General features: G+C 50.7%; 16 protein-coding genes and 1 riboswitch. Of the genes, 15 read left to right on the top strand and 1 reads right to left on the bottom strand.

Features of this window, described 5'->3' with window-relative positions:
- The first annotated feature begins 50 nt into the window (after window positions 1-50).
- On the top strand, window positions 51-2,042 hold the full coding sequence (locus tag ACWXW9_RS03020) for a methyl-accepting chemotaxis protein (RefSeq protein ID WP_494928229.1): 1,992 nt from the start codon (window positions 51-53) through the stop codon (window positions 2,040-2,042).
- A gap of 95 nt (window positions 2,043-2,137) precedes the next feature.
- Here the strand turns inward: ACWXW9_RS03020 and ACWXW9_RS03015 are convergent, their stop codons facing one another.
- Window positions 2,138-3,118, bottom strand: a complete 981-nt coding sequence (locus ACWXW9_RS03015) for a DMT family transporter (RefSeq protein ID WP_494928228.1) — start codon at window positions 3,116-3,118, stop codon at window positions 2,138-2,140.
- 179 nt (window positions 3,119-3,297) lie between these two features.
- Between ACWXW9_RS03015 and ACWXW9_RS03010 the strand changes: the two genes are divergently transcribed.
- From ACWXW9_RS03010 to cobK, 14 genes are all read left to right on the top strand, one after another.
- Complete coding sequence (locus ACWXW9_RS03010; RefSeq protein ID WP_494928227.1) at window positions 3,298-4,155, top strand: LysR family transcriptional regulator; 858 nt, start codon at window positions 3,298-3,300, stop codon at window positions 4,153-4,155.
- 69 nt (window positions 4,156-4,224) lie between these two features.
- Complete coding sequence (locus ACWXW9_RS03005; RefSeq protein ID WP_494928226.1) at window positions 4,225-4,938, top strand: pirin family protein; 714 nt, start codon at window positions 4,225-4,227, stop codon at window positions 4,936-4,938.
- A 15-nt stretch (window positions 4,939-4,953) separates the two neighbouring features.
- Window positions 4,954-5,289, top strand: coding sequence for a hypothetical protein (locus tag ACWXW9_RS03000; RefSeq protein ID WP_494928225.1), 336 nt, complete (start codon window positions 4,954-4,956; stop codon window positions 5,287-5,289).
- Window positions 5,290-5,463: 174 nt separating this feature from the next.
- Complete coding sequence (locus ACWXW9_RS02995; RefSeq protein WP_494928224.1) at window positions 5,464-7,086, top strand: spore germination protein; 1,623 nt, start codon at window positions 5,464-5,466, stop codon at window positions 7,084-7,086.
- Window positions 7,086-8,306: a Ger(x)C family spore germination protein gene (locus ACWXW9_RS02990; RefSeq protein WP_494928223.1), complete on the top strand. Its 1,221-nt coding sequence runs from the start codon at window positions 7,086-7,088 to the stop codon at window positions 8,304-8,306. Before ACWXW9_RS02995 ends, ACWXW9_RS02990 begins: the two co-directional genes overlap by 1 nt.
- Window positions 8,299-8,523, top strand: coding sequence for a hypothetical protein (locus tag ACWXW9_RS02985; RefSeq protein WP_494928222.1), 225 nt, complete (start codon window positions 8,299-8,301; stop codon window positions 8,521-8,523). Before ACWXW9_RS02990 ends, ACWXW9_RS02985 begins: the two co-directional genes overlap by 8 nt.
- Window positions 8,524-8,564: 41 nt before the next feature.
- On the top strand, window positions 8,565-9,677 hold the full coding sequence (locus ACWXW9_RS02980) for a GerAB/ArcD/ProY family transporter (RefSeq protein ID WP_494928221.1): 1,113 nt from the start codon (window positions 8,565-8,567) through the stop codon (window positions 9,675-9,677).
- 65 nt (window positions 9,678-9,742) lie between these two features.
- Window positions 9,743-10,894, top strand: coding sequence for a GerAB/ArcD/ProY family transporter (locus ACWXW9_RS02975; RefSeq protein WP_494928220.1), 1,152 nt, complete (start codon window positions 9,743-9,745; stop codon window positions 10,892-10,894).
- Between the two features lie 102 nt (window positions 10,895-10,996).
- Entirely contained in the window at window positions 10,997-11,842 is an 846-nt protein-coding gene (locus tag ACWXW9_RS02970; protein ID WP_494928219.1) for a uroporphyrinogen-III synthase, read from the top strand.
- Between the two features lie 171 nt (window positions 11,843-12,013).
- Entirely contained in the window at window positions 12,014-12,568 is a 555-nt protein-coding gene (locus tag ACWXW9_RS02965; protein ID WP_494928218.1) for an LOG family protein, read from the top strand.
- Window positions 12,569-12,625: 57 nt separating this feature from the next.
- A riboswitch (cobalamin riboswitch) is annotated at window positions 12,626-12,809 on the top strand.
- A complete protein-coding gene (locus ACWXW9_RS02960; RefSeq protein WP_494928217.1) occupies window positions 12,771-12,995 on the top strand; it encodes a hypothetical protein in 225 nt (74 codons plus the stop codon). (Overlaps the previous riboswitch by 39 nt.)
- A gap of 128 nt (window positions 12,996-13,123) precedes the next feature.
- Window positions 13,124-14,959 carry a precorrin-3B C(17)-methyltransferase gene (gene cobJ / locus ACWXW9_RS02955; RefSeq protein WP_494928216.1) on the top strand — a complete coding sequence of 612 codons (1,836 nt, stop codon included), beginning with the start codon at window positions 13,124-13,126 and terminating at the stop codon, window positions 14,957-14,959.
- Window positions 14,960-15,054: 95 nt separating this feature from the next.
- Window positions 15,055-16,170, top strand: coding sequence for a sirohydrochlorin chelatase (locus ACWXW9_RS02950; RefSeq protein WP_494928215.1), 1,116 nt, complete (start codon window positions 15,055-15,057; stop codon window positions 16,168-16,170).
- On the top strand, window positions 16,167-16,946 hold the full coding sequence (gene cobK, locus ACWXW9_RS02945; RefSeq protein WP_494928214.1) for a precorrin-6A reductase: 780 nt from the start codon (window positions 16,167-16,169) through the stop codon (window positions 16,944-16,946). The genes ACWXW9_RS02950 and cobK overlap by 4 nt, the downstream gene beginning before the upstream one ends.
- Window positions 16,947-17,046 lie beyond the last annotated feature (100 nt).

The raw sequence follows: 17,046 nt of genomic DNA, 5'->3' as shown, positions 1-17,046 counted from the left end.
TCATGAGTGTATTTTAAATACATAGCTTTTCAAGCAAAGGGGAAAAACACATGGAAAAAACGCGAAAGAGGAAGACCATTTGGACACTCAGGAGCAAGCTCAGTTTAGGTTTTCTGCTTATCTTGTTAATACCGAGTTTAAGTATTGCTATTGCGACCTACAAATCGTCCTACAACGCCGTTGAGAAGCAGCTCTATAGCAGTGTAACTCAGGGCGTAGCGACGGCTAACTCGATTATTGAATATGCAATCGCCAGTAAAATCAAAGATGTGCGTTATTTGGCGGAGCGTATGGACGGCTCCATGATTGATGGACGGAACAGCCCTCTGATTCAACCAAGGTTGATCGAATACAAAGGTTTGCATGAAGATGCGACGGATATTTTTGTCGGTACACCGGAGGGATTGATGATCCGCGGCGTACCCAAGGAGAACGAAGGGACATTTGATCCCCGCAAACGACCATGGTACATCGAAGCGATGAAGCAGCCCGGTAAGGTAATGATCACTCCTGTCATAATCAATTCATCGGGAATTCCTGTCATAGTGGTATCTCAAACGCTTTCCGACCAGTCCGGCGTTATCGGGATCTCTCTGAATCTGGAAAGTGTACGTAAACTGGCTTCCATCAAAGTGGGTCAGGAGGGATATATCGTCATTTTGGATCATACGAAAAAATTTGTGGTCCACCCTACGGCTAAACCGGGGACATCACCTCAGGACAGTACCCTGGATACGATGTATAATGCGCCAAGCGGGCACTTTAACTATATGCATGAAGATCATGAGAAGTATTTGACCTATGTAACGAATGAGGATACAGGTTGGAAAATCGCGGGTACATTCAATCATTCCGAGATTAGTGATGCGGCCGCAGGCATGCGTAATGTAACCATTCTCGTGCTGACAGCCTCGTTGGTAATTGCACTTATTGCTATTTTCCTGATCACCCGTTCGGTTCTGGTGCCGATCCGTAGGCTGCAAAAATCGGCAGAGCGAATCAGTGAAGGAGATTTGACGGGAGATCTGGAAACCGGAAAAACAGATGAGGTTGGCGAGTTATCTTCCCATTTTCAAACGATGGTGGACAGTTTACGCACGATGATCCGAAGCGTACACGAAACAACAGATCGGGTAAGTTCCTCGGCAGAGGAGCTGGCTGCGGGTGCAGATCAGACGACCAAAGCCATCGAGCATGTCACCATTGCTATTCAGGATGTAGCCGTAGGCAGCGAACGTCAGGTTCAGAGTGTAAAATATGGGTCCGGGCGTATGGAGGAGCTTGCCCGGCAGGCTGAGAATGTATCTGAGCGAATGATGGGCGTATCTGAGAATGTGAAGCGAAACGCCGAGTCAGCTCAAGAAGGCAGCAAGGCAGCTACGCAAGCTGTACAGAAGATGCATGACATCGACGAGACGGTTAATGATCTGGGACAGGCGATGGATTCTCTTAGCGAGCGCTCCGGTGAAATTGTGAATATTATCAGCGTTATATCCGGAATTGCTAAACAGACGAATCTGCTGGCACTGAACGCGTCCATTGAGGCGGCACGCGCCGGGGATCATGGTAAAGGGTTTGCTGTAGTTGCGACAGAGGTACGTAAGCTGGCCGAGGAATCGGCCAAATCGGCTACCTTGATTTCGCAGCGTATTGATGCGATGCAGGTGGATATGAACCATGCTTTGGCAGCTATGTATCAAGCACGGTCACGGGTTACGGAAGGCATTGATTCAGTAAGCACGTCGGAGCAATCCTTTGCAGAAATTAGCCATGCTGTGGAAAGAGCGATGGAGCAAATCAATGATATTACCGGAGTGACACAGGAGATGGCTCGGGGAGCAGTAGGTGTCGTTGGCATTATGAGTGACATTTCCCAAATTTCGAACGAGGCAGCGGGCAATACCGAGTCGATCTCAGCCGCTGCTGAGCAGCAGCTCGCCTCTATTGAGGAAATTGCTTCTTCCTCAGCGGATCTGAGCCAAATGGCAGAGGAACTGCGCGAACTGGTCGGACGTTTCCAAGTGGAAGGAAAAGATCAATAAAACGTTAAAAGCGCCCGGATACATGAGTTTATCTCATGTCCGGGCGCCTTTTTTGCAAGCATTTTGCCACAACTTCTTTGTTGTAGATTTAAAGATTATCTTTGGAATGACTTGCGACGATCCAGCCGAAAACGCATGCGGTGCGGACTGTCGGAAGTGCGTAGAGAACTTCTCTGATACATATTGTTGAGCAGCAATGCGAAAATGACCAGCAATGTCCCGTACAGCTCAAAATGGCTGATGGTATAGCCTTGGAAATACATAAGCACCAGTGTGGTAATCGGTACAAAGTTAATAAACAAAATTCCGTTCAGTGGTGACAGCATTCGGATTCCGGCATTCCAGCTCAGCAAGGCTGCCAGCCCCGGAAGCAGGATCATAAAGCTCATTTCATATTTGACCGACCATACATGCTGCCAGTCTGGTACCGCAACCCAGTTGAAGGCGGAGGCGGTTGCAACGACTACAAAGGAAACCAGAGTTCCGAGCAGGCAGGTTAAAGTAGAGTATCGAAGAGTGGACCACCCTGCAAAATGGCTGCCTCCCATGGAATACACGACCCATCCAATCACCCCTACAAAAATGAGCAGCAGCGGCAGCAAATGCTGTCCGGCGAGTGTGAAGAAGGCCCATTTTCCGTTCGTAATCACGAGTACAGCTCCAGCCAGTGCGATCATCATACTGATCAATGTGTATTTTGGCGGCATTTTGCGAGTCATGACCCATACCAGCGCAATGGAGATCATCGGCATCAGCACTTCCATAATAGATGCAACAATCGTACCTGCTGCACCCATCGCGTGCTGTCCCTGAAAAACGGCCATGTTGTAGATGGTAAATCCCATCGTACCGAAGAACAGCAACGTCTTGCCCTTGCCCTCAAAGCGAAATGCAGCCCGTCCCTCCTTGAGCCACAGCAGGACAATTAATATGAGCGTAACCGAGAAATAACGTAAAAATGAAAAGTACAGCGGATTGACTTGTTGCAACGCAATGTGCGAAACCGGAAACATGGCTCCCCAGGACATACTGGCGATCAGGCACAATAAAGATCCGGTCATGATTTGTCTATTCATGGTGAAAGAAAGCTCCTCCTTGCCGGCCACAGCGGACATATCTTATGGACACATCATAATGGATAGGGAACTGATGGTAAAATGATTGAAAATAAACGTTATCATCATTTAAAATGATGATAAGTGACAAGGCGCGTTAATTTTGATGGCCTTGCCCTTCACAATAAGGGGGAGCAGTAGTGGATCTGAATGATTTAAACATTTTCCAGACGGTGGCTGCTCAGGGCAGTGTCAGCAAGGCGGCAGCGGAGCTCAGCTATGTCCAGTCCAATGTAACGGCCAGAATCAAGCTACTGGAAAAGGAGCTGCAAACGCCTTTATTTTATAGACATAAGCGGGGCATGATCCTCAACGCGGAGGGCAAGCGTCTGTTGCAATATACGAAAAGCATTTTGTCGCAATTCGAGGAAATGAAACATGCGTTTCAGAGTACCTCAGCGCCTTCGGGGGTGTTGGAGATAGGGATCGTGGAGACGGTGATCGCTCTCCCGGCGATTTTACATGCTTACTATAGCAAGTACCCGGATGTCGAGCTGTCCCTCAAGGCAGGGGTTACCGAGCACCTGGTACAGGAGGTTGCGGAGATGAGGCTGGATGGTGCCTTTGTGACCGGACCGGTGAAGCATCCTCTCATTGAACAGTTGGATGTGTTTCAGGAAAAGCTGGTCCTTGTTTCCCAAGGAGATGACTTTTCCGTTGAGGATGTAACGACCCGTCCGCTCCTTTTATATAAAAAGGGCTGCGGCTACCGTGGGCGGCTGGAAACCTGGCTCAAGATGGAGGGTATTATCCCCAAGCAGATTATGGAATTTGGGACATTCGAGACGATTATCGGCAGCGTGGCGGCTGGCATTGGAATGACGGTTTTTCCTGAATCCTCGATCAGCGGGCTGGCTGCCCAGGGTCTGGTGCATTGTCATGCAATGCCTGAGCCGTACAACGAAGTGACAACGGTATTTATCCGTCGTAAGGAAGCCTATGTGACCAGTACCTTGCAGTCTTTTATGGATGAAATTATCGCCCAGACGGGGGCATAGCTTTATCGTTGGGGCTCGGGTACAATGAAAAAGATTTGATCTCATTTTTCTTCCTGAAGGAGGGCTACTATGTTCACAATATATCCGGCTGCTTCCCGATTCAGCTTCGATAAGGGATGGCTGCGGGGCAGTCACAGCTTTTCATTCGCGGAATATCAGGATGAGAACAATACAGCGTTTGGTCCCATGCGTGTCTGTAATGACGACGTGATCGCACCGGGACGGGGATTTGGGGCGCATCCGCACAGTGACATGGAGATTGTCTCCATTGTGCTGTACGGTGAGCTGCGTCATGAGGACAACCGTGGGCATGTGGCGGTAACGAATTTTGGAGGTATCCAGCGGATGTCCGCAGGCCACGGGATCATCCATACGGAGCACAACGCTTCGCAAACAGAGGATGTCAGTCTGCTGCAATTGTGGTTTAGCCCGCTTACGAGAGGACTGGAACCGTCGTATGAAGCTACTGCGTTCAACCCGGATCGTTTGCATGGTCAGCTTCTGCCTGTTGTTGCCGGGAAGCGTGTTCCAGGCACAGATGGCGAAATAGCTGCGATTAATCAGGATTTGACGATTTATTTAAGCAAGCTTCAGACCGGAGAGCGTGTGGAATTCACACAGTCCGAGGGGCGACGCGTGTTCTTGTTTGTTATTGAAGGCTCACTGCGTGTGAACGGTGAACATATGCTGAACGGGCGCGATTCGGCCCGCATTGAGCAGGAGCCGAAGCTGTCGCTGGAGGCACAGGAGCCTGTCTTTTATATGCTGATTGATTTGCCCTAAAAGGAGGTGCGCGCAATGGCGCAGCAGGAAACATGGCTGATCAAGCATGCCGTCACGGGTCGCAGCTTTGCTGACAGCCGCAAGCAGACTTTGGATTGCCGTTTGGAATCAGCGGACGGCGTGTTTCGCTTCACGCTTCAAGAGCTACCGCGTGAGGCGGCAGAGGTGATTGTGCGTTATAGTGGGGAACTGAATGTATTCCGTTTTGTAATGCCGGAGAACGGAGCTGTTGTGAAGCATTGGTATTACGTCACCCCGGAAAGCGTACAATACGATGATCAAACCGGCGAGCTTACGTTCGAAGCCGGTTCTGAGATTGAGTACCATCCTGACGAATATTGGGGAGATTAATCCCTAATTTATTCACTATTTTATAATGATGTTTTCGGAGACTCTGCATAAGTGCAGGGTCTTTTTGTCATCTGTTCAACATGCTGAGCCCGTTGGATACATAATCCTGTGCGGGTTGGTACATCCTACATGTTATATTACCTATCCGGCTCATTCGTAAAGGGGGAAATAACGATGAAGAAAGGACACTTTCCCAAGTTGCCGAGATTGCCATGGAGTCGAAGGGCGGTTCCGGCCCCAGACCGCAAGGCGCGAGATTCCCGTGCTCCCAAGGGCCAGCCTGAACCGCCGTGGCTGGAACAGCCGTTGCGGAGCAGTCTGGAAGACAATTTGACCGCATTGCGCGATATTTTCAAGGATTGCTCTGATGTTGTCTATCGCGAGCTGATGATTTCTCCTGACCGCAAAGGGCTGTTGGCTTATTTAGAAGGCACGGTGAAATCGGAAGACTTGCAGGATCATATCCTGCGGCCTGTCATTTTGGGCATGATGCTCAAGGACCCCGAAGTAAACGGCCAATTGGAGCCGCTGGATGAAACTCGTATTTCCATGTCCCAGACCAAAACGATGGATCAATGGAATAAGGTATCGGAAGCCATATTGGATGCCAATGCAGCTCTGTTCGTGGAGGGTACGCCCCGTGCTTATATATTCAGCGCCAAGGGAGGCGTTCGTCGTGGAGTGGAGGAGCCGCAGACCGAGTCGGTTATTCGTGGTCCACGTGAAGGTTTCACGGAAACGCTTCGCGTTAATACGGCACTGCTACGTTTCAAGCTAAAGACGCCGATGCTCAAAATGTACAGTATGACGCTCGGTACAGAGACTAAAACAAGCGTAGTGCTTACCTATATTGAAGGCATTATAGATCCTAAGCTGGTAGAGGATGTAAAGAACAGGCTTACTGATATTAAGATTGATGGTTTATTGGAGACTGGATATATCGAGGAACTGATTGAAGATCATCCGTTTTCGCCGTTTCCGCAAATGGAATATACGGAACGGCCGGATACCGTCACTGCGCAATTGCTAGAGGGACATTTTGCCATTTTTGTGGATGGGACACCTTTTGCCCTGATTGGGCCAGTGACGATGTGGCAGATGCTTCAGGCCAGTGAAGACTATTACGAGCGCTTTTTTATCAGTAATATGGTGCGCTGGATTCGTTTTCTTTTTCTCATACTGGCCCTCTTTCTGCCTGCATTATATGTAGCGGTCACGACCTATCATCATGATATGTTGCCGACGACGCTCATTTTGAGCATTGCGGCGGCGCGTGAATCCATTCCTTTCCCCGCCTTGGTGGAAGCATTGATGATGGAGATTTCCTTCGAGGCTTTACGAGAAGCAGGGATTCGTCTTCCCAAAACGGTCGGTCAGGCTGTCAGTATCCTCGGCGCGCTCGTCATTGGACAGGCATCCGTACAGGCGGGGATCGTATCAGCACCGATGGTCATTATCGTGTCGCTCACAGGTATTGCTTCGTTTACCATTCCGCGTTTTAACTTTGCGATTACGATTCGTCTGCTGCGGTTTCCGATCATGATGATGGCGGGGGCGTTCGGGCTGTTTGGCATCATTATCGCGACAACGCTGATTGCTACACATTTAACCAAGTTAACATCGTTTGGCGTACCTTATATGAGCGGATATAGTCCGTACAACCATATGGATCAAAAGGATATCGTCATTCGTGCGCCTTGGTGGAAAATGACCAAACGTCCTTCATGGATTGGAAAAGACAACAAGCGGGCGAAAGAAAAGATGAATGGATCGCCGACAACCGAGGAGGGATGGTGATGAAGCCTGAAGGCCCTGATACAGGGAAAATACGTAAAGTGGCTGTGATCAGCTGCCTGCTGCTCTGTTCGGTTCTTTTGGGGGGATGCTGGGATCGTCGTGAGGTGAACGACGTGGCCTTTGTGATGGGAACCGGGCTGGATAAGGAAGGCGATCAATACCGGATAACGATGCAGATTGCGCTCCCCGGGCAGCTCGGCTCCTCGGGAAGCACAGGAGGCGGGGGAGGGACAAGCGGAACCAAATCCTACTATTTGGAATCCAGAACAGGCCCCAGCTTTCGGGGCGCAAGTACCGAGGAACAGCGGGGCGTTTCACGAACGCTAAATTATTCCCATCGCCGGGTGCTGTTGTTCAGCGAGGAGCTTGCTCGGGAAGGAGTCAGCAATATGATGGATGTATTGGCACGTATCCCGCAGAACCGTCTGTCTTCTCTGGTGGTCATCACAAAGGGATCGGCGCTGGATGTGCTTCAGGCGGATGCACCAATTGAGCAATATCCGGCAGAAATGGTGCGCGAGCTGAACTACTCCTATATGAAAAAGCCCCGTTCTATCAAGCTGCTGATGAATTCTATTCTGCTGGAGGGCATTGACCCGGCTGTGCCAGTGATGTCCCTGGTGAGGAACGGCCCCTCTACCTTGAAGGACAAAAAGACGAATATTCAGGTTGATGGGTTGGCTGTATTTCGTAAGGACAGAGTAACCGGCATTATAGATAACCATCTAAGTCGTTTTTTGCTGCTGGGTATGGACCAGGCCAAGGATACGGAAGTATTTATAACCCCTCCCAAGGGAAGTGGCTATTTGTCCGTGCATCTCATCGAAAACAGCGTTCATATCAAACCTTATGTTCATGGGGATGATATCCGGATGACCATTCAACTGAACTGTAACGGAAATGTAAAGGAGAATGAGACGACTTTCGATATTTCCAACGAAGCAAACTTGAAGTGGCTGGAGCAGCAGGTAGTACGTAAGATCAAGGAGGATTTGGGAGAGGCTGTCCGGGTTATTCAACAAAAATATCGTTCTGATGTGCTTGGTTTGGGCCGGGTGATCATTACGAGCCTTCCTAATGAATGGAAACGGATTAAACCTCGCTGGGATCAGTTGTACCCCAAGGTGGAAGTTACCATAAATCCGATTGTGCATATTGAAAATATCGGTGCGGTTACCAAGCCATTCGGGATCAAGAAGGAGCAAATCCAGGATGAATAAAGTGTTTCTGCTGCCCTTGGTGCTGGCGATTATCTTCATGTATCTGATTGACCGTAAAAGCCTGAACGCCGCACCTGCTGTCAACCGCTGGATTTCACGTGTATTGTACGCCCTTAGTATCGGCATCTGGATCTACGGAACGTCGACAAAAAGTACTGTCTATGTGGCTACATGGCTGACCCGGTTCATTGATATGTGGCTGCCCCCTACGTTGTAACGAATGGTAATGATGCTTGTGGAAAAAAGGAGACGCACCTCATGAAACAATTCACAACCAGACAAATGGTGCTGCTCGGTGTGTTGCTGGAGACGAATATAACCTTGATACACGCTCCGTCACAAGCGGTGGCGTATGCGGAGCAACATGCCTATGGTACTTGTATCGTAGTAGCTGCGGTATTGTGCTTGCCAATTTGGGTATTGTTGAAGCTTGGGCAGCGTTTTCCCGATCAGGATCTGTTTCAAGCTATGGTCAGCTCCAGTCCGGTGATCGGGCGTGTACTGCTGCTCCTGTATTTTGCCCTGTTGTTGATCGTATTTGGTCGGGATCTGTGGATTATTAACGATTTGGTAAAGGCGGTTTTATTGCCGCAAACTCCTTTTTTCGTCATTTCACTTATGATACTGTTAACCGTCGTTTATATGGCTAAGGGCGGTATGAACATCATCGTGAACATGAGTGAGATTTTTATACCGATATCCATTTTGACACTGTTGACGATGCCGTTTTTCTTTGGCAGAAATATGGATTTCTCAGAGCTTAGGCCGTTTTTGCATCCAAGTATGGCCGGAATCATGAAAGGAAGCTGGTACATGTTTTCGTATATGGCGGACATTTTGATGTTGCCTTTTGTGCTTCAGGGAAAAAACTATCGCCCGCAGGGTGCATGGTGGGGCCATTTGATAGGGACTGCTTTTATGGTCTTCATTGTTATACTTATGCAACTTGTTATGGGTGTTCCGATTCTGGCGCGATTTTTCTATCCATCCTATGAACTGGCACGTCAGTTGTATTTAACGGATTTTCTGGATCGGTTTGATTTATTTGTAGGGGGATTTACGATACCCACCCTGCTTATAAAACTGGGGCTGGATCTGTATATTCTCAGTATGACTGTCAAACGTCTGTTCCCTCATGTACAGGGTGCTTTGATGGTTTGGCCTGTGGGCTTGCTGGGATATGTCTGCTCCTTTGTTGTTTTTTCGAACAGTATTCAAATTTATGATTTCAGCCGGGAGTGGACGGTAGTGATGATGTTGTTCTTTATCATTATGCCCTTGGTGCTATGCCTGCTGCTGTGGCCCAAGAGTAATGGGAAAGAACGGGGAAAGCGGAATGAAGCGAACCTTGGCCATGACCCGGTGCATTGATATGTAGATCCGGCTGCGCTGTAACGCGTGTCATGATGCCTGTGGGCAAAAGGAGATGTACCTGCATGAAACAGTTCACAACCAGACAAATCGTGCTGCTTGGTGTATTGATGGAGGTCAGTATTACCCTTGTACATGCTCCGGCGCAGGCAGCAGATTATGCGCATCAGCATGCCTATTGGACCTGTGCGGTTGCCGCCATTGTGTTATGCCTGCCGATCTGGGCGATGCTGAAGCTTGGGCAGCGTTTTCCCGATCAGGATATGCTTCAGGCCGTGGTGAGCTCTCATCCCGTGCTGGGGCGTATGCTGCTCTCGGTGTATCTCATCCTGTTCCTGATCATTTTTGCACGGGATTTGAGAATTATTACGGATCTGGTGGAGGTTGTGCTTTTACCACTGACTCCGCTAGTCGTGATTTCCCTGATTTTGCTGCTAACTTTAGTGTTTATGGCTAAAGGGGGGATTAGCACTATCGTAAATATGGCGGAAATCTTCGTGCCAATTTTGATTATGACCCTGCTAACCCTGCCACTATTTTTCGGTCGTAATATGGACTTTTCGGTGCTAAGACCGTTTTTACATCCGGATGTAGGCGGAGTTGCCAAAGGAAGCTGGCGCATGTTGGGTTATATGGCGGACATCATGATGTTGCCCTTTGTGATTTCCGGACGAAATTACAATCCCCGCAGTGCGTGGCTTGGACATCTGACAGGAACTGTTTTTATGATCATGATTGTGATGCTGACAGAGCTGATAACCGGTATTCCCATTTTGTCACGGCTGTTTTATCCTACGTATGAATTGGTACGTCAATTGCAGCTAACGGATTTTCTGGATCGGTTCGATTTGTTTGTAGCTGCTCTTACCGTGCCAACCTTGCTTACGAAAATGGGGTTCGATCTGTACGTTATCAGTTTAACTGTAAAGCGCATGTTTGCTCCTGCCTGGGGGAGTTTGATTGTATGGCCGGTCGGTTTGTTGGGGTATGTCTGTTCCTTTATGCTGTTCTCCAACATTGTCCAAATCTATGACTTTAGCCGGGAATGGACCGTGGTTATGATTATTTTCTTTGTGCTTATGCCCTTTGTGCTATGGCTGGTGATCAGGCCCAAAAGTAAAGAACAAAATGACGGTGATGAGCCATCTGGCGGTGAGCAGGATAAGAGGAAACAGGGGAGCCAGCAGGGAAGTCGAGAAAGACAAGCCGATTTATAAGCTTACTACATCTATCGGAAAAGTAATTCTTATTTGTCTTTTAGCCCCTTAATTGTATACTTGGTAGAAAGGAGTACGATTTCTACAAGGGGGGGAAACAGAATGGCCCAACGCATGGCAGGCAAGAGAGTTGCCCTTGCTGGTCCCCGTAAAGCAGACGAAATGGCGCTGCTGGTTACAAAAATGGGAGGCGAGCCGGTGCAGCGTCCGGCCCAGGGCACGGTTTTTCTGGACGATATCGAGCTGCGTAACGCTATTGTATCGTGGGTGAAGCAGCCGCCGGACTGGAACATTTTTACGACAGGCATGGGGCTGGATGCGCTGTTCGATATGGCAGAGGATATGGGTGTGGCCGAACAGATTATGGAGCTGTTACATTCCTCGAACATTGCAGCGCGGGGCTACAAAACGGTCAATGGACTCAAAAAGCGCGGCTTCACGCCCGCTGTACGGGACGAGGACGGAAGCTTGACCGGGTTGATGCAGGCTTTTGCTCCGTACGATCTGAAGGGGAAGGAAGTGCTGCTGCAGCTACATGGTGATCCGGCCCCCCGGCTGGTGAAGTGGCTGGACGAGCAAGGCGCAGTTACCCGGCAGGTGCTTCCCTATAAGCATATTCCGCCGGAGGAGGCAAATTTGCAAGCATTGCTACAGGATATCCTGAACCGCAATGTGGATGCAGTTACGTTCACTAGCGGTCCGCAGATCCGCTTTTTGGCTCAATATGCGAGGGAACAGAACCAGATGGAAGACGTGCTGGAAGCTTTTCGCCATGATGTGATCGCTGTGTCGGTAGGCAAGGTGACGGCGCAGTCCATTTTGGAGGAAGGGATCGAACGGATCGTGTTTCCAGTGGAGGAACGTATGGGCGCGATGATGGTGGAGCTGGGAAGATATTTTGAGCATAGCGCTTCGGCGCACGGCTGCGGTCTCGAAGTTGTGAACTGAAAACTAACCCATATCCTTGCGATAAAGGGTAAAATGAAGATAAGGGCCTACAGGGTCTTTATCTTTTTTTGTTGGAAATGCATCGACAGAAGTTTTTGTTATAGCGAAAATATTTATTTAATATAATGAAAAAGCCTCGATGCGGGATACCAGAACAGGAGCTGAGACGTTATGAATTCCATTTGTGTATTTGCCGGGTCCAGACCCGGACATTCATCGGTATATCTTCAGGAGGCAGGCAAGCTTGGAGAGGCTATGGTGAGACACCGTGTCCGTTTAATCTATGGAGGCTCCAGCAAGGGGCTGATGGGTGAGGTCGCAGATGCGATGCTGGCCGGGGGCGGTCAGGTCACCGGGATTATGCCGACCCTGTTATTCGATGCAGAGATTATTCACCGGGGAGTTACCGAATTTATTGAGGTGGCGAGCATGCATGAACGCAAAGCGGTGATGAGCGAAAAGGCTGACGCATTCATTGCCCTTCCGGGCGGATTGGGAACATTTGAGGAGCTATTCGAGGCACTGTGCTGGGCGCAAATCGGCATTCATCGCAAGCCCATCGGGCTGCTGAATGTGAACGGATATTTTGACCCGTTGGCGGAAATGGTGCGTCATAGTGTGCAGGAGGGCTTTACCGGAGTTGACCATCCAACGCTGCTGAGTATCTCTGCGGACCCGGACGAATTGTTGCATATGTTAAAAAATAAGGCAGAGAACTTGAAATAAAGCGTTTTTCATGCTTGCGCAACTGATTGAGCCAAGGTTATGATAAGACCCATAATCAAATAGCGGACAGACAAGGTGCCTTTGTGATAGCGAAGGGTAACAGGGAATCGGGTGCAAGTCCCGAGCGGTCCCGCCACTGTAAGGAAGAGGATTTTTTCAGACGTCACTCGTGAGAAAACGGGGAAGACGAAAAAATCTGTTGATGCCGAGCCAGGAGACCTACCTTGATCTGTATGCACCGTTAACCTTCGCGGAGAGGATGGGTGTACGAAATCAGGAAATCAGGCGCACGCTGCTTTTTCCATGTTGGTTGCAGGTTTGCGTGGATCTGAACGTGCAGAAGCGTTTCAAGCGTGAACAGGCAGATGGAAAGCAACGGCACGATGGCGGAAGACAAGAAGTGTCTTCTTATGCTGTGTCCGTCTGATGATACGATGCGTACATAGGAAACCCATCCGGGCAGGATGGGTTTTTTTGAGTTACAGGATGTCCATATATAAGTGAAATAGATAGAAGTGTGGAAAACATAGCCTAGATTTAAGAAGGAGGATAACGATGAGCCCATTAGGAAAATTGCTCGTGATTGGATTCGGACCGGGGGATATGGAACATATCACAAAACGAGCGCTGGACGCGCTGGCCGAGAGTGAGGTCATAATCGGCTACAACACCTATGTGGATCTGATCCGTCCGTTGTTGAACGGACAGGAGATTGTGCGCACAGGCATGACAGAGGAAGTGAGCCGTGCGCAGGAGGCGGTTCGACAGGCGGAGATGGGCAAGAAGGTAGCCGTCATTTCCAGTGGAGACGCAGGCGTATATGGCATGGCCGGGCTAGTGTACGAAGTGCTGATACAAAAGGGCTGGCGTCGTGAGGACGGGGTTGAGGTAGAAGTCGTGCCGGGAATATCGGCGATTCAGTCCTGTGCTTCGCTGTTGGGTGCGCCCGTCATGCATGATGCATGCACGATCAGTCTGAGTGACCATTTGACCCCTTGGGAAACGATTGTGAAACGTGTAGAAGCGGCAGCTTCGGCGGATTTTGTCATTGCACTGTACAATCCGCGCAGTGGTCGGCGTACACGCCAGATAGTTGAGACGCAGTCCATTTTGCTGCGCTACCGTGATCCGCAGACTCCGGTAGGGCTGGTCAAGAGTGCTTACCGTGACCGTCAGCAAGTCGTAGTGACGACGCTGGAGGACATGCTGAACCATGATATCGGTATGCTGACGACCGTCATCATCGGCAATTCTTCGACGATGGTGTATGACGGTCTGATCGTGACGCCGCGCGGGTATCAGCGCAAGTATACGTTGGGTGCGACCGAGCAGGCGCTCAAGCCGCATCAGCGGCTCCGCACGGAAGCGGAGCCGTGGTCGTTGGGCGCACAAGAGGATCGCGCGCTGAATGCGTCGCAGGCAGGCGCAGCACCCACAGTGCCAGCCTCTGCGGGTGCTGGCGGGACCGCGCCCGCGCCTTCCGCGAGCGGCGCTGCTGCGGTGGCAACGCAGGCACGCCCGCAAGCGGTGGCTGTCGTGCAGGCCGCGCCTGCGGCGCAAGCCGGGGCGGCCCCGGCATCGCTGGCAGCGGAGGCGCTGAGCCGCCTCGCTGCGGGCGGCAAGCTGCCGGGCGAAGCCAGCGCGCGCTGGAACGGGCAAGCGCCCGCCGTGAGCGCCGCCGGAACGGCAGCCGTGGCCGGAGCGGCGGCTACGGCCGGGACAGCGACAGGCAGCTTTGGCAAGCCTGCGCTGTTTGAGGTGGGCGTTTCCCCCGGCGTGGGAAACAAGAAGTTCACCGCTCGCCAGATGGCGCTGCTCGCGGAGGTAGCGGGTGATGAAGGCGAGCTGGAGTACACGCCGGATCACCAGATCGTGCTACGCGTGCCGTGCGCGGACCCGGAGGAGCTGGTAGGGCGGCTGCGGGATGAACGATTCATCGTGATGCCGATTGGCGATGTGTTTAAGGTGAAGGCGTGCGACTTCTGCAATATGGAGAAGGATGACGCTGTGCCTGTGGCAGAGCATCTACAGGTTGTACTGGGCGGATTACAGGCACCCAAGGAAACGAGCATTGCTTTGAACGGCTGCGGTATGGCCTGCTATGGAGCGGTGCTGGAGGATATCGGAATTGTCTATCGCAAGGGCGGATACGATCTTTTCCTCGGCGGCAAAAAATTTGGCCGCAACGCTCATGCTGCTCAACCTGTGGCAGAGGGCATTCCGGGGGATCAGATTACGGATATCGTTGAGAACGTCATCGCTGAATATAAGGAAAAAGGACATCCAAACGAGCGTTTCCATAAATTTTTCAAGCGTGTAGGCGTGGTAGCGGGTTTTCGGCATGAAGATGCGCCTGCAATAGTGGAAGTGAATGCCGTCTGTGGCGATTAATGGGCTAGAAAGCCTGTTTTTATGGATGTAAGCATATAGATAAAATAGGGCGTCTTGCAGGTCATCCCTATTTTGATGAGGAGGAAAATACAGTAGTGAATGCAATATTGTTGGTTGGACATGGAAGTCGGGACCCGGAGGGTAACCGGGAGCTGCTGGAATTTGCACAGGCGGTGGCAGATCGCGTGCCGGATATGTGTGTGGAAACCTGTTTTTTGGAGCTGACACGGCCCAGCATTGCTGAGGGTGTGCAGGCATGTGTGGAACAAGGGGCGACGCGGGTCGTGCTTGTTCCGATTATTCTGTTCGCGGCGGGACATGCCAAAATTGATATTCCGATGGCGATTGATCGTGCGAAGGCTAAATATCCTCAGGTGGAATTTGTATATGGACGTCCGATTGGCGTTCACGAAAAAATTGTCAGTATTCTGCAAAGCCGCTTGAAAGAGGCCCGTCCGGTTGCGGTTCCAGCCGGTATGGATAGCGCTGTGGAGGCTTCTGCCGAGGTGACGGATGAAGAAACGGCTGTGCTGGTGCTGGGACGCGGAAGCAGCGATCCGGATGCGAACAGCGACTTTTTCAAAATTACCCGTATGCTGTGGGAAAAACTCCCGTATACGTGGGTGGAGAGCAGCTTTATCGGTGTGACACAACCCTCATTTCCAGATGGCTTGGAGCGTTGTCTACGTCTAGGTGCCAAAAAAATCATCGTGCTTCCATACTTTCTATTCACGGGTGTGCTGATTAAGCGTATCGGAGAAATGACGGAGGAATTTGCGGAGTCTCATCCTGAATTACACGTGGAAATGGGCGGATATTTTGGGTTCCATCCACAATTGGTCGAGCTAGTGCTGGAGCGTGCCAACGAAGGCTTGGTTGGCAAGGTGATGGCCAATTGCGATAACTGCCAGTTCCGTCTGGAGGCGCAGGAGCACCACCATCATCACCACGACCATGATCACGATCACGGACATGACCACGATCATCACGATCACCATCATGATCATCACCATCATGACCACCATGCACATGGACACGATCATCATCATGAGGAACACTCACATGATCACAACCACGAGCACGTGCATGAGCATGTACATGCGCACAGCCATGATGACCATGATCATGAACACCACCACGATCATTCACATACACCGTCTGTGGTGAACGGGAGCGGCATTTCTGGCAGCGGGCAGGTGAAGGGCTCATGATATTCATGCTATGCGGAACGAGCGATGCTCGGGAACTGGCGCTGCAAATCCGTGACAACGGCTTCAAAGTATTGGCCTCCGTCGTAACAGAAAGCGCGGCAGCGAGCCTGTCCGAAGTGGGGCTGGACGTACGTACAGGCCGAATGACAGCCGATGAAATGGCAGCAGTGGTTCGGGAACAGGGAGTACAGGCTATCGTTGATGCCAGTCATCCTTTTGCAGAAGAAGCACATGCGAATGCCATGACAGCCGCCCGCGAGTCTGGGGTTCCTTATGTTCGCTATGAGCGGGCAGGGCTGGTGTATGACAATCATTCGTTACTTCACATCGTACCTTCCTATGAGGAAGCCGCATTGGAAGCGAAGCAGCTCAAAGGCTCTGTAATGCTTACGACAGGCAGCAAGACGCTCGGCACGTTCACCAAGCATTTGCTCGGAGATCCGGAGATTCGTTTGGTTGCCCGCATGCTCCCGCGTCTGGACAATATGGAGAAATGCGGCGAGCTGGGCATGGAGCAAAAAAATATTATCGCCATGCAGGGACCTTTTTCCCGCGAGATGAACGAAGCATTGTACAAGCATTTCGGCACGATGGTAATGGTCACCAAGGAAAGCGGACGCACGGGAGCCGTAGATGAGAAGGTTCAATCTGCGCTGGAGCTGGGGATTCATGTCATTTTGATTTCCAGACCGGAAGTGGAATTTGGCACCGTATTTGATCATTTTGACGGAGTGATCGACGCACTGCGCACAACCAAAGTGGACCCTTCGATCTGAACTATGACCCTGTGAATCTGATCGAGCCAGGTAATTAACAACCCAGTCAATCCGATAAATCCAGAACTTTTTCTGACGTGTATTTAAAATATAGTCATCT

This window comes from Paenibacillus sp. LT-B23 (genome assembly GCF_059417685.1).
The sequence above is the reverse complement of the archived record's forward strand: the minus strand, read 5'-3'. Positions and strand labels throughout refer to the sequence as shown.